General features: G+C 61.7%; 9 protein-coding genes and 2 pseudogenes. 1 reads left to right on the forward strand and 10 read right to left on the reverse strand.

Annotation, left to right across the window (positions count from 1 at the left end):
* Positions 1 to 2: 2 nt before the first annotated feature.
* Positions 3 to 875: a phosphate/phosphite/phosphonate ABC transporter substrate-binding protein gene (locus tag WG899_RS12750; protein WP_339596030.1), complete on the reverse strand. Its 873-nt coding sequence runs from the start codon at positions 873 to 875 to the stop codon at positions 3 to 5.
* Positions 876 to 924: 49 nt separating this feature from the next.
* Positions 925 to 2,457: a methyl-accepting chemotaxis protein gene (locus tag WG899_RS12755; RefSeq protein ID WP_339596031.1), complete on the reverse strand. Its 1,533-nt coding sequence runs from the start codon at positions 2,455 to 2,457 to the stop codon at positions 925 to 927.
* A gap of 183 nt (positions 2,458 to 2,640) precedes the next feature.
* On the opposite strand from WG899_RS12755, the gene WG899_RS12760 reads away from it, so the two are divergent.
* Positions 2,641 to 3,006, forward strand: a complete 366-nt coding sequence (locus WG899_RS12760; RefSeq protein WP_339596032.1) for a response regulator transcription factor — start codon at positions 2,641 to 2,643, stop codon at positions 3,004 to 3,006.
* A 93-nt stretch (positions 3,007 to 3,099) separates the two neighbouring features.
* Here the strand turns inward: WG899_RS12760 and WG899_RS12765 are convergent, their stop codons facing one another.
* The 8 genes and pseudogenes from WG899_RS12765 to WG899_RS22375 form a co-directional block, all read right to left on the reverse strand.
* The gene (locus tag WG899_RS12765; protein WP_339596033.1) at positions 3,100 to 4,239 is read right to left on the reverse strand and encodes a protein-glutamate methylesterase/protein-glutamine glutaminase; all 1,140 of its coding nucleotides are present in this window, start codon (positions 4,237 to 4,239) and stop codon (positions 3,100 to 3,102) included.
* Positions 4,236 to 4,820 carry a chemotaxis protein CheD gene (locus WG899_RS12770; RefSeq protein WP_339596034.1) on the reverse strand — a complete coding sequence of 195 codons (585 nt, stop codon included), beginning with the start codon at positions 4,818 to 4,820 and terminating at the stop codon, positions 4,236 to 4,238. Before WG899_RS12770 ends, WG899_RS12765 begins: the two co-directional genes overlap by 4 nt.
* Positions 4,813 to 5,613: a CheR family methyltransferase gene (locus WG899_RS12775; protein WP_339596035.1), complete on the reverse strand. Its 801-nt coding sequence runs from the start codon at positions 5,611 to 5,613 to the stop codon at positions 4,813 to 4,815. Before WG899_RS12775 ends, WG899_RS12770 begins: the two co-directional genes overlap by 8 nt.
* A gap of 37 nt (positions 5,614 to 5,650) precedes the next feature.
* Positions 5,651 to 6,196 (reverse strand): chemotaxis protein CheW, encoded by a 546-nt coding sequence (locus tag WG899_RS12780; RefSeq protein ID WP_339596036.1) that lies wholly within the window; start codon positions 6,194 to 6,196, stop codon positions 5,651 to 5,653.
* 300 nt (positions 6,197 to 6,496) lie between these two features.
* Positions 6,497 to 7,942, reverse strand: a pseudogene (locus WG899_RS22370) (methyl-accepting chemotaxis protein); the annotation flags it as partial.
* Positions 7,943 to 8,929 (reverse strand): annotated as a pseudogene (locus tag WG899_RS12790) (PAS domain-containing protein); the annotation flags it as partial. It abuts the pseudogene before it with no gap.
* A 59-nt stretch (positions 8,930 to 8,988) separates the two neighbouring features.
* Positions 8,989 to 11,454, reverse strand: coding sequence for a methyl-accepting chemotaxis protein (locus WG899_RS12795; RefSeq protein WP_339596037.1), 2,466 nt, complete (start codon positions 11,452 to 11,454; stop codon positions 8,989 to 8,991).
* A gap of 53 nt (positions 11,455 to 11,507) precedes the next feature.
* Positions 11,508 to 13,982, reverse strand: a complete 2,475-nt coding sequence (locus WG899_RS22375) for a methyl-accepting chemotaxis protein (protein ID WP_444718842.1) — start codon at positions 13,980 to 13,982, stop codon at positions 11,508 to 11,510.
* Positions 13,983 to 14,023 lie beyond the last annotated feature (41 nt).

Here is a 14,023-nt window from a genome sequence, read left to right on the forward strand (position 1 = left end):
GTTCAGCGCAACTGCGCCGGCGCGTTTTGATAGAAACGCCGGTAGGGGTCGTATTCGCTGCCGTCGGACAGAATGAAGTAGGCCTCATCGGTCAGGCCCACATGCTTGGACACCTCCACCAAGATGGCTCGACCCTTGGGGTCCTTGTGCATGCCGGCAAAGGCCTTGGCGACCGCCTGCACGTCTTTGGCCGGCACCTTGGAGGCCGCCATCAGGGCCAGGTCGTGCAGCGGCTCGGAGCTCCACAGCACACGGAACTTTTTGTTTTCGCGGCGAGCGTAGTTTTCCGCCAGCTGCGAATTGACCCCGGCGGCGCTGGCTTTGCCGCTGAAAAGCTGCGCCAGTGCGCCATCTGTGTTGCCGGCAAAAACGGTCTTGGTCTCAATCTTCTTGCTCAGCAAATGCGCATAAGGGAATTTGTAGGACACCAGGGCTTCGGGGCCTGGGTAGACGATGTCCTTGCCGCTCAGCTGCGCCAGGTCGGTGATGGCGGAGTCGGCCGGCACGATCATTTGGCCGTGAATCGGCGGTGTCAGCCGTCGGCCGATGACCTTCCAGCCGAGTTTCTCGCGCTCCGGGCTGAACAGATGGTTGCTGAACACAAACTCCACTTCCTGGGCCAGCACATAACTGGTGGTGTCGGCGGAGGTTCGGCCGATCTTCAAGACCAGCTTGACGCCGCTGCGCTCCGACACAAAGGCCATGATCGGATTCCAGTAGTCGGCCGTCAGCGCGATATTCGCTTGATTGACGGGCGAGAAGCGGTAAACCGGTTCGTCTGCGGCTGTGGCTGGGCCGGCGAACAGGCCCAGGCCCAGCAAACTGGTCAGCCCGGCGCGCAGGCAACGCGACCACAGCGTTTGTACTTTGCTCATGGAGAGGCTCCTCGGTGTTGGCGCTGCCCCGATTGGGTCATACGCTGGCTCAGAAGAAATCGACATTGGATCCACCTTCCTGGCTTTGCGCAGCCTGGGCCTGGGTTTTGCGTTCGGCCATTTGGGCTTTCGCCTGGCTGGAGGCCTGGGCCGACTGTTGGGCGGCTTTCAGCAAGGCGCTGACGGCGCCGTCTTCGCCGAGGCGGAAGGTGCTCAAGACTTCGGCCAGCATCAGCGCTTGTTGCAGCAATTCGTCAGCAATCTGCCCTGAGCGTTCGGCCACATGGACGTTCTGGCGCGTCACCTCGTCCAGCTCCTTGACCGAGGCGGCGACCACCTCAATGCCCTGCGCGTGTTCAGCGTTGTCGGCGGTCAGGTTGTCGAAGACGGTGCTGACGCTCTTCACCGAGCTCACCAGTTCCACCATGGTGCTGCCGGCCAAGCTGGCCTGTTGGGTGCCACGCTCGACGGTTTCCATCGAGGCTGCGATCAGGTTCTTGATTTCCTTGGCTGCTTCGGCCGAGCGGCCTGCCAACATGCGCACTTCGCTCGCGACCACCGCAAAGCCGCGCCCCTGCTCACCGGCGCGCGCCGCTTCAACGGCGGCATTCAACGCCAGGATATTGGTCTGGAAGGCAATGGTGTCGATGACGGAGATGATGTCGGTGATGCGGCGCGAGGAGCGATCGATTTCCTGCATCGTGTCCACCATCTGCTGCACCACCTCGCCGCCTCGGGTGGCCATCTCGGAGGACGCTTGCGAATGCGCCAGCGCTTCCTTGGACGCGCGTGCGCTCTCCTGCACGATCACGGTGATTTGTTCCAGCGACATGGCCGCGTCTTTCAGGCCGTTGGCGGTGCGGTCGGTGCGCTCCATCAATTCCGAGCTGCTGGCGCCCACTTCCTGCGCGGCCGAGTGCACCTTGAAGATGGCGTCTCGGACCTGGCGCAGCGCGCCGGCCATGCGGTGCTGCACATGCTTGAGGCGTTGACCGACGGCCGAGTCGGTGCGCACGGCGTCGAGGTTGAGGCGAATCGGGCCATCCTTGCCCATCGCCTTGACCAAGAACTCCATCTCGAAGCGTTCGTTCGCCTGCCGATGCATCTCCCGCGCCGCGATGATCAGGAAGGTGCTCAAGACCAGCAAAAAACCCCAGTCCGCCACCAGCGACCAACTGCTGGCCGCTTCGTGCACATAGAGCGGCGTATTGCTCGAGCTGAAAAACCGAAACACCAGGCTGTGTACGCAGAACAAACCCGTCATGTAGGCGATCACGATCCAGTCGCCATAGGGCAGCAAGAGGCACAGCGAGATATAGACGTTTGCGTGAATGCTGCTGGCACCTTGGGTCAGCTGCAATTGCAGGGCCACCAGCAACACCAGCAAGGTGGCAAAGCCAATGCGGCCGCTGAGGCGGTCACTGCGGTAGTGATAGTTCAAGCCCGCCAGTAGCAAACAGGGCAGCGCCCATTGCAAGGCCATGCCCAAGGCCCCATTCACCGAGCCCAACACCCCTGCCAGCAAAGCGTTGGTCACGATGATGGCCAACATGGTTCGATCTTGGCTTGAATTTGGGTTCATTCAGCAGACATCTCCGGCTCGGACTTGATGATGATCTTCGGTCTACTGTAGAGTAAATCAGCGTGTCTTGAGAAGGGTCTTTGGCATCGAGAAAACTGGCCGTTGTTTTCTTTGTTTTTTGCTCGTACTGTCTCGGTTTGAGGCATCATCCTCAGACATCTTTTGTCGACCCGGAGTGAGTCCATGAAGAAGATTTTGATCGTTGAAGATCAAGAAGAAATCCGAGAGTTGATCCGTGTCACTCTTGAGTTTGATGACTATGAAATTGATGAGGCGCCGAACGGCGACGAAGGTCTTCGCAAGGCAGGCAGTTTCAAGCCCGACCTGATGTTGTTGGATGTGATGATGCCCGGTGGCTTGAATGGCTTGCAGGTTTGTCAGCGCGTCAAGGCCGACCCGGCGCTGAAGCGCACCAAGGTGGTTTTGCTGACCGCTCGCGGCCAGGAGGCCGACAAGCAAGCCGGTTTGAAGGCCGGTGCCGACGAGTACCTGATCAAGCCCTTCAGCCCGATGGAGTTGATGAAGGTGATCGGTAAGGTCTTGCGCTGATCAGCGGCCGCAGTTTGCGGTGTTTAAGAAGCGGCGCGGGAAGCGCCGCTTTTTTTATCTCACAGAGGTCCGTGCGGTCCGGCGCCTCTGGCCTCAAGCCTCCAGCCTGACCCCACCGGCCACGCCGCTCAGCTTGAGCAGGGCGGCGGCCATCTCCGACAAAGCCACCACATGTTGCGCGGCGCCCAGTTCGGCGGCGGCCTTGGGCATGCCGTAGACCACGCAACTGGCTTCGTCTTGTGCCAGAGTCATGGCGCCGGCCTTGCGCATTTCCAGCAGGCCACGTGCGCCGTCATCGCCCATGCCGGTGAAGATAGCGCCGATGGCGTTGCGGCCAGCGCAGTGCGCCACCGATTTGAACAACACATCGACCGAAGGCTTGTGGTGGTTGACCAAGGGCCCATCGCGCACCTCCACCACATACTGCGCGCCACTGCGCTTCAGCTGCATATGGCGCCCACCCGGTGCCACCAACACGCGCCCGTTGATGACGCGGTCGCCGTCCTTGGCCTCCATCACCTCCAGATCGGTGACGGTGTTCAGCCGCGCAGCAAAGGAGTGGGTGAACTTCTCCGGCATGTGTTGAACCAAGACGATGCCGGGGGTGGTGCGCGGCAATTGCTTCAGCACGGCCTCGATGGTCTGCACCCCACCGGTGGAACTGCCAAAGGCAATCACCCGGTCGGTGGTCTCGGCCATGGCCACGGCATTGATATTGATGATCGGTGAGGGCCGGCGAGCCCGCCCCGCGGCAGATCCGGCGGCTGCGCCACCCACACCACCCGCACCGCCAGCGGCCTGTGTGGCGATCTGGCTGGGCAGGGCGCGCACATTCGCGCGCGCAGCCGCCCGCACCGCGCCAACCAGACCATTGCCGGGGTCTTCCAGAAAGTCCCGCAAACCCAGCTTGGGTTTGGTGACGAAACCAACCGCGCCGGCGGCCAGCGCCTGCATGGTGGTCTCGCAGCCGGCCTCGGTCAGGGTCGAGCACATCACCACCGGGATCGGATGCTCGGTCATCAGCCGCTTCAAAAAGCTGATGCCGTCCATGCGCGGCATCTCCACATCCAGCACGATCACGTCGGGCCAGTCGGCTTCCAGCTTGGGCCATGCGAACAGCGGGTCGCTGGCGGTGATGCTGACCTGGATACCGGCGGCCTCCAACACGCTGCTCAGGTGCTTGCGCACCACGGCCGAATCATCAACGATGGCAACCCGCAGCGGTGCGCTCATTTCTTGGCCCCAATCGGGCCATGTCCGGCGCCGCGCTTGACCTCCACGCGGCCGGTGGGCAGGTCGATGGTGACGGTGCGCGGCACGTTGTCGCCGACGTCAACGTCCTGCATCTGAAAGCCATTCTGGTCAATCAAGCTCCAGCCCATTTCGATATTGCGCTCGCCGACATTGAACTTGACGTTGACGCCGTCGGGCATGGTGTCGGCGCCACCATACAAATGGGCTTGGTATTCGCTCGGCCGGGTGCCGGTGCGCTGAATCGATTGCAAGAGCAACTCCATCGCTTCTTCGCCATAGCGGCCATCCAGCGGTGCGGTGCCGCGGGTGCTGCGGCTAGGCAAGAGGAAATGGCACATGCCGCCGAAGCGCTTGACCGGGTGCCACAGCGTGATGGCGACGCAGGAACCCAGCAAGGTCTTCAGCAGCGCACCTTGGCCAAAATGCCATTGGCCGGGCATCAGGTTGATGATTTGCGGGCCGGCGGCCAAGCCGGGCTTGGCCGCCGGCGCGGGCTGCTGGGGGCTGTGACCATGGCCGTGCCCGTGGCCATGACCATGTCCGTGTCCGTGCTTATGCATGTTGATAAATCGCCGGTGCGATCGCCTTGAGGGGCAGGCCAAGAGCGGCCAATGATTCTGCATGCCCAGGATAAAGCACACCACCCGGTTTCAGGCGTTCAATCACCCGGTTGACGATGGCTGTTTTCGCAGGGCCATCGAAATAGATCAAGACATTGCGTAAAAAAATCACATCAAACATCGGCAGCGTCGGCAGTGGCTGCATCAGGTTGGCACATTGGAACTGCACCTTGGCGCGCAACTCCCGGGTGATCAGCAACTGCCCCTGGTAGGGGCCCTCGCCGCGCAGGCAAAAGCGTTTCAGGTACTCGTTGGGCACCATGCGGGCCCGCTCCATCGGATACAGACCTTGGCGGGCGGTGTCGACCATGGCGGTGGACAGGTCGGTGCCGCGTATGCCCCAGGGCCGGTTGCCCATCTTGTCGGCCAAGGTCATGGCGATGCTGTAGGCCTCTTCGCCGGAGGAGGAAGCGCCGCTCCAGACCAAGAACTCGCCGCCGTCGCGGTGCGCCTCAGCGCGGCGCGCCAAGTCTTCAAAGTGCTGTGGTTCTCGGAAGAAATAGGTTTCATTGGTGGTCAGCTTGTCCACCACGTTGACCAGCATGGCCTCCGGCATTTGGCCGCGCACCATTTTTTGCACAAAGACATTGATGTCATCCTCGCCGGCATCGACGCTGAGCTTTTGCAGCCGGCTTTGCACCAGTGCATGCTTGGTCTCCACCAGCTTGATGCCCGAGATGCGATGGAACAAGTCGGTGATCGCGTTGAACGATTGTTCGGTCAGTTGGCTCATTGGGTGGTGATGGGCGGTGATGGGCAGGGAGACGGGATCAGGCGGTTTGCGATTCGGCGATCAGGGCCGACAGCGCCACCGGCGACAAGACCTGGTCCAGATTGAGCAGGGCGGCATAACCGTCGCGCACATTGATCATGCCGGCCAGGAATTCGCCGGCGATGGCGACGCCCAGCGTGGGCACAGCCTCGATGCGTTTGGAGTCCACATCCAGCACCTCGTAGACGGCATCGACCAGCACGCCAGCGATCAGGTGGTCGTAGTCATCGTCGCCCTTGGCTTCGACCACGATGATGGCGGTGCGCCGCCCGATGGTCGTGGGGCCGAAGCCGAAGCGGGCGCCCAGGTCGATGACCGGCACCACCGCACCGCGCAGATTCATCACCCCGCGCACGAAGTCTGGCGTTTGCGGCAGCGGGGTCATGCGCCCGACCTCGAGAATCTCGCGCACCGCCTCGATCGGCACGACCAGGATTTCATGGCTGACGGCCAGTCGGAGTAGCTGCCGCATTGGCCCGGCCGTGGCCTGTTCAGCGATGGCACCGCGCAAGAGGTCCGCGGGTGCGCCATTGGCTTTGTTCATAAAGACTCCTTGGCTGCGGTCTCAAAAGCGTTTGAAATAGGACTCATCGATTTCGCCGGCCACCGGGACCGAGCCTCTCGACGAGCCGGACGATCCGGAGGAGGGCGGGCGGCTCTTGCTGGGCGCTGGTTTGAATTGCGCGCTGCTGCTGGAACTGCCACTGCTGCTAGCCATGCTGCGCCGCGGCGGCGCGCTGGGGCGGCTGCCTCCACTGCCGCTGTTGCTCGAACTGCTGCCACCACTGCTTCCACCGCTGCCACCGTGCTGCGCCGTGCGCTTAGGCGTGCCCCCATCGCCGTCATCGGCCAGCCTGAAGAAGGCCATTTGCTCCTGCAACTGGGCCGCCTGGGCCGACAGCTCTTCGGCCGTGGCCGAAAGCTGCTCGGAGGCCGAAGCGGTCTGCTGGGTTGTGTTGGAGAGGTGATTCATGGCGGTGGTGATTTGCGAGACACCCTCGGACTGCTCGCCGGAGGCGGCCGAGATCTCTTGCACCAACTCGGAGGTCTTCTGAATCGACGGCACCATATTGGCCAGCAGCGTGCCGGCTTTTTCGGCCAGGTTCACGCTATTGCTGGCCAGGGTGCCGATCTCTTGCGCGGCCACCTGGCTGCGCTCGGCCAGCTTGCGCACCTCGGCTGCCACCACGGCAAAGCCCTTGCCATGCTCGCCGGCGCGGGCCGCCTCGATCGCGGCGTTCAGGGCCAGCAAATTGGTCTGGTAGGCGATGTCGTCGATGATGGAAATCTTGGTGGCGATTTGCTTCATCGCATCGACCGTCATGCCGACGGCCTGGCCGCCATCCATCGCTTCTTTGGCCGCCTTGGTGGCCATGCCATCGGTGAGGTTGGCGCTGTCGGCGTTCTGTTTCACCGAGGACGCCATCTCCTGCAAGGACGCCGTGGTCTGCTCCACGCTGGCGGCTTGCTGTGAGGCGGAGTGAGAGAGTGACTGCGAGGTCTGTGAGACTTGATCCGAGGCGCCTGACAACTGGTCCGCGGCGGTGCGAACTTCGCGGATGGTTCCGCTGACGGTCTCCACCAGCGAGTTGAACTTCTCGCCCAGCATCTTGAAGAAAGGCTCCTTGCCTTCCAGCGGCACGCGTTGGCCAAAGTCGCCTTGCGTGGCGCCGTCCACCATGCCGCCAATCTCGTTCTCGACGGCCACCTCGATGGTGCGGTCTTTCCACTCCACCACGGTGCCCAAGCGCACGCCCTGCGCGTCGGTGATCGGGTTGGCCGTCAGGGCAAAGGTCAGGCTGCTGACCTTGATCTCGGTCTTGTATTCGCCTTTGAGCCCCGCCAGCAGATTGCGCTGGTGTGCGGGGTTACGGTGGAACTGGTCGAAGTTGGAACCCACAATCGCACGCGCATTGAATTGCGGCAGCACCTTGCGCAGCTCCGACTCGTTGCGCTGCATCATCTGTGCGGCCGAGGCGTTGTTGTAGATGATGTTGCCGTCGGGGTCGGCAATCATCACATTGGTGGAGCAGATGTCCAGCGCCTGTTTGACGCGTGAATTCTCGGCCGCCAATTCGGCCTCGCGTTCCAGCGCGGCCAGTTCGGCCGTCATGTCCTTCCACTCCACCACCGTGCCCAGGCGTTTGCCACCGGCAATGACCGGGTTGACGATCAAATCGAAACGCCGGCCGCCAATGTTCAAGCGGGTTTTGTGCGGGCTGGTCAGCCGGTCTAGCATGCCGCGCTGGTGCGCAGGGTTTTTGTGGAAGGTGTCGATATTGGTGCCCATCAAGGTGGCCGCGTTGAAACGTGGCAAGTCCTTGCGGATATCGGATTCGGCTGCGGCCAACATGGCACGCAAGGAGGCGTTGCCGTAAATGATGTTGTAGCCCGGGTCGGCCACCATCATATTGGTGGCGGCCACGTCCAAGGCCTGCCGAATCCGCTCGGCATCTTCGGCGCGCTTTTTGGTGTCGGCGAACTCAAAGCCCAAGCGGGTCTGAACGCGTTTCAGCGCCAGCATCATGCCGGCCAACTCGTCGCGGCCCTGTGCCTCGACGATGCCGTCGAAGCGGCCTTGCCCAAATTGCTCGAACTGCAGGCCCGCTTGTTGCAGGGTCTGACTCAAGCGACCTGCACTGGCGCGCAAGCTCCACAGCGCCACGAGGCTGAGCACCAGACAGGCCGCAGCCAAGGGCCAGCTGGCCTGAGGCACGGTGTGGCCCAGACCGGCCGCGCCGAGCGCCAAGCCCACACTGCCCAGCATCACTTTGGTATTCAAACTCAGGCCGCTCAAGGATTGCTGCAAGCTGTCCAAGGCGCCGGATCGAACACCTCGACCCTCGCGGATCACCCAGCCCTTGGCCTTGCCTTCCTTGAACAGGCGATACAGCCCATCCGCAGCCTCGATCTGATCGCGCGAGGGGCGGGTGCGCACCGACATATAGCCCACCACCGCCTCGCCTTCTTTGACCGGCGTGGCATTGGCCACCACCCAGTAGAAGTCGCCGTTCTTACAGCGGTTCTTAACCAGCCCCGTCCACGGGCGCCCGGCTTTCAAGGTGTCCCACAAATCCTGAAAAGCCTCCTCCGGCATGTCCGGATGCCGCACCAGGTTGTGAGGCTGCCCAATCAATTCGGCTTCAACAAAGCCGCTGGCCTCCATGAAGTCATCATTGATGTAGGTGATGCGTCCTTTCAGATCGGTGCGTGACACGATGGTCATGCCCTCTCGCAAGACGTACTCCTTCTGGGTGACGGGGAGATTGCTTCGCATGGGGAGCCTTCCTTTGTTATTGCTTTAAGAACATGGGACCTGGGATTTGGACCAAGGCATCATCGACCTCGATGGCGCGCGGCGCCCGCGCCCTTGTCATCGGCGAGGCGGAAAAAGGCCATCTGCTCTTGCAACTGCGTCGCCTGCGCGGACAGCTCTTCCGCCGTGGCGGACAACTCTTCCGAGGCGGAAGCCGTCTGCTGCGTGGCCGTGGACAAGTGGTTCATGGCGCTGGTGATTTGCGCCACGCCTTCCGATTGCTCGCCGGACGCCGCCGATATCTCTTGCACCAACTCGCTGGTCTTTTGAATCGAGGGCACCATATTGCTCAATAGAGCGCCGGCTTTTTCCGCCAGTTGGACGCTATTGCCGGCCAGGTTGCCAATCTCTTGCGCGGCCACTTGGCTGCGCTCGGCCAATTTGCGCACCTCGGCGGCCACCACGGCGAAGCCCTTGCCATGCTCGCCGGCGCGTGCTGCCTCGATGGCCGCGTTCAAGGCCAGCAGATTGGTCTGGTAGGCGATGTCGTCAATGATGGAAATCTTGGTGGCGATCTGCTTCATCGCGTCCACCGTCATGCCGACCGCTTGGCCGCCATCCATCGCTTCGCGAGCCGCCTTGGTGGCCATGCCATCGGTGATGTTGGCGCTGTCGGCGTTCTGTTTCACCGAAGAAGCCATTTCCTGCAGCGAGGCGGTGGTCTGTTCGACGCTGGCCGCTTGTTGCGAGGCCGAGTGCGACAGCGATTGCGATGTCTGTGACACCTGGTCCGAGGCGCCCGAGAGCTGATCGGCTGCGGTGCGTACATCGCGGATGGTGCCGCTCACCGTTTCGACCAAGGCGTTGAATTTCTCTCCCAGCATGCGGAAGAAGGGTTCCTTGCCTTCCAGCGAGATGCGGTTGGCAAAATCGCCGCCGTTGGCGCCGTCCACCATCATGCTGACTTCCACCTCGGCGGCCACCTCGGCGGTGCGGTCTTTCCACTCGACCACCGTGCCCAAGCGGGCGCCTTGGCTGTCGTTGATCGGGTTGGCGGTCAATGCGAAGCTCAAGTCCCCGACCTTGATTTCGGTCTTGTATTCGCTCTTCAGCGCGCCGAGCAGATTGCGCTGGTGTGAGGGGTTGCGGTGGAACTGGTCAAAGTTGCTGCCGACGATTCGGCGTGCATCAAAAGTCGGCAAGACCTTGCGCAACTCGTTCTCGTTCCTTTGCATCATCTGAGCCACCGAGACGTTGTTGTAGATGATGTTGCCGTCGGTGTCGGCGATCATCACATTGGTCGAGCAAATGTCCAGGGCTTGCTTGACGCGTGCGTTTTCGGCCGCCAGCTTTTGTTCTTTTTCTCGCGCCGCCAGTTCGGCCGTCTGGTCGCGCCATTCCACGACGGTGCCGAGCCGCGTGCCCTGGTCGTCATTGATCGGGTTCGCAATCAAGCTGAACGACAGGCCGCCCACCTTGATGTTCGCGCTGTACTCGCTCTTCAAACCACCGAGCAGGTTTCTTTGGTGTGAAGGATTCTTATGGAAGCTGTCGATATTGGCGCCCATCAGCTTGCTGGCTTCGAAATTGGGCAGGGCTTTTCGCAACTCCGTCTCATTGCCGGCCAACATGCTGCCGACGGAACGGTTCATATAGATGATCAAGCCTTCGGGGTCGGCGATCATCACATTGGTCGAGCAGGCATCGAGTGCCTGTTTGACGCGGGCGCTATCGGCCGCAATGCGGCTGTCGCGCTCATTGCGTTCGCGCAGATTGGCCTGCATCTGCGACAAGCCGTTCAGCAACTGCGCCGCCTCGTCCTTGCCATTGACCCGAATCTCGTTGTCGAGGCGGCCGTTGCCGATGGCATCGAAGAACTGCAGCGCCTTGGCCAGCGGCGCCGTCACGCTGCGGGTCAGCACCCAGGCCAGCAAGACCACCAGCATGACGGCCAAGGCGGCCAAGCCCATCATCCAAGCGCGTGCCGAGGCATAGTTGGCTCCAGCCTCGGTGACATCGGCCCGCGCGTCTTCCACCTGCAACTTGACGGCCTTGTCCAAGGTGGCTTGCAGTGCTTTGGCTGCGGGGCTGGCCTGGCTCAGCAGGAACTTGGCGGCCTCTTCATCCTTGTTGGCCGTGGCCAATTCCATCACCTGATCATCGAGTGCTCTGGCCTTCTTGGCTTGCTCGCGGGCCACATCAAGCGCCTGCTTGTCTTCATCGCGGCTTGTGTTTTTAGTCACCGACGCCAAAGCTGCGTCGAAGGCCTTGCGCGCCTCAAGGATCTTCTTGCGCTCACCCTCGATCGCATCCGCAGCCGTCAGCAGAATCATGCTGCGCACCACACGCTGTTCGACATGGGCCTGTTCCGACATATCGTTCAGGTTCACGATGCGGTTGAAGTTCTCCTCCACCACATGTTCCAGCGCATGGTTGACTTCGGACAGGTTCTTCAGGGACAAGGCGACGACACCGATCAGCATTACCAACAAGAGGGCGAAACCCAGGCCCAGCCTTTGCCCTATTTTCAGATTTGCGAGTGACATTGCTTCACCTTGTCCTGTTTTCAATTATTGCGATGGCTGATCGCCCGCTGGGTTTAGCGCGGACGCGCTCTCCTGCTTCCACTTGTACTACCGGCCCCGTCATCGGCCAGCCTGAAGAAGGCCATCTGCTCTTGCAACTGCGTTGCTTGGGCCGACAACTCTTCGGCCGTGGCCGACAACTGCTCCGAGGCCGAGGCGGTCTGCTGTGTGGCAGTGGACAGATGATTCATCGCGCTGCCGATTTGTGACACGCCCTCCGACTGCTCACCCGATGCCGCGGCGATCTCTTGCACCAATTCGGAGGTCTTCTGGATCGAGGGCACCATATTGCTGAGCAGGGCGCCGGCCTTCTCGGCCAAGCTGACGCTGTTGGTCGCCAGGGTGCCGATCTCTTGGGCGGCCACTTGGCTGCGTTCGGCCAGCTTGCGCACCTCGGCCGCCACCACGGCGAAACCCTTGCCATGCTCGCCGGCGCGGGCCGCTTCAATGGCCGCATTCAAGGCCAGCAAATTGGTTTGGTAGGCGATGTCGTCAATGATGGAAATCTTGGTGGCGATCTGTTTCATCGCATCCACCGTCTGCCCGACCGCCGCGCCGCCTTCCATTGCTTCGCGCGCGGCCTTGGTGGCCATGCCGTCGGTGACGTTGGCGCTGTCGGCGTTTTGTTTCACCGAGGCCGCCATCTCTTGCAGCGAGGCGGTGGTCTGTTCGACGCTGGCGGCTTGCTGCGAGGCGGAGTGCGACAGGCTCTGCGAAGTCTGCGACACCTGATCGGACGCGCCGCTCAATTGGTCGGCCGCGACGCGCACCTCACGGATGGTGCCGCTGACGGTTTCGACCAGGTCGTTGAACTTTTGACCCAGCATCTTGAAGAAGGCTTGCTTGCCCTCCAGCGGCACACGCTGGGAGAAGTTGCCTTGGTTGGCTTCATCCACCATGCCGCCAATTTCGTTTTCCACGGCCACTTCGAGGGTGCGGTCGGTCCACTCGACGACCGTGCCCAAGCGCTCGCCCTGGGCATCGGTGATGGGGTTGGCAATCAGGGCAAAGGTCAAACCGCCGACCTTGATCTCGGTCTTGTATTCGTTCTTGAGCCCGCCGAGCAGATTGCGCTGGTGTGAGGGGTTACGGTGGAACTGGTCAAAGTTGCTGCCGACGATCTTGCGCGCGTCAAACTGGGGCAAGACTTTGCGCAGTTCTTGCTCGTTGCGCTGCATCATTTGCGCGACCGAGCGGTTGTTGTAAATGATGGCGCCGTCGGGGTCTGCAATCATCACATTGGTTGAGCAGATATCGAGCGCCTGCTTGACGCGAGCGTTCTCGGCCGCCAGGGCGATCTCGCGCTGGCGTGCGGCCAGAGTGGCCGTCACGTCGTTCCATTCGACCACCGTACCAAGCCGCACACCTTGGGTGTCGGTGATGGGGTTGGCAATCAGGTCAAAGGTGAGTCGCGCGACCTTGATTTGTGACTTGTACTCGCCTTTCAGTGAGCCCAGTAAGTTGCGCTGATGTGAAGGGTTTTTGTGGAAGCCATCGACGTTGGCGCCTATCAGTCGCCGTGCATCGAAGTTCGGCAGCACTGTTTTCAACTCCGCTTCATTGCCCTGCATCATCTGCGTGACCGAGCGGTTCATATAAATGATGTTGCCGTCGGGGTCCGCGATCATGACGTTGGTGGAGCAGGCATCCAGCGCCTGTTTGACGCGGCCAGACTCGGCAGCGGCCGCGCTGTCACGCTCATTGCGCTCACGAAGCTGCCGCTGCATGCGGGCCAGCGAGGCGAGTAGGCGGCCGGGCTCGTCGCGACCATCCTCCGGGATGTGGTTTTCCAGTTGACCTTGCCCCACCGCCTCTGAGGTGTTGATGGCCAAGGCGAGCGGGCGGGTGATGCTGCGAGTCACGGCCCAAGCCGCGCCAATGCCCAGGCAGATGGCCAATACCGCCAGCAGGCCCAAGGTCGTCAGGCTCGTGTTGTAGGCCTTTGCGGCCTTGTCGACCTCCAACTCTGCGCGCTTTTCTTGGACCCCGACATAGGCGTCGATGGCGTCTTGCCATGCATTGGAGGCGGGGCTGGCCTGCTCCAAGAGCAGCTTGGTCGCTTCGGCGTGTTTGTTGGCAGCTGCCAGTTCAATCACTTGATTGTTCAGTGGGCGAGCCAGGGCTCGTTTGGCCGCGACCAGGTCCAAGGCCTTGCGGCCGTCGGCGTTGATGGGCATTTTTTCTAAGGCATCGCGCGAGTCGTCGTAACGTTTTCGGGCTGCCTGAATCTTGGCGCCTTCACGTTCAATGGCCGCGGCATCATTCAGCAAGATCTGGCTGCGCACGACGCGTTGCACGATGTGCACCGACTCCGACATGTGATTGATCAGCGTGGTTTTCTTGTGCACATCGTGCACCATCAGCTCCAGCGTCTGATTGGCCTGTTTCACCTCGTAAAGCCCAAAGCCTACGCATGCCAGCAGAAGAGCCAACAGCAGCGCAAACGCCACGCCTAGCCGTTGTCCAACATTCATATGGGTGAAGTTCATGTGTGGGTCTCTTTGCTAGGGTTGTGGGGTCCGGAGTCTGG

It is taken from the genome of Paucibacter hankyongi (genome assembly GCF_037482915.1).
Classification (GTDB): Bacteria; Pseudomonadota; Gammaproteobacteria; order Burkholderiales; family Burkholderiaceae_C; genus Paucibacter_A; species Paucibacter_A hankyongi.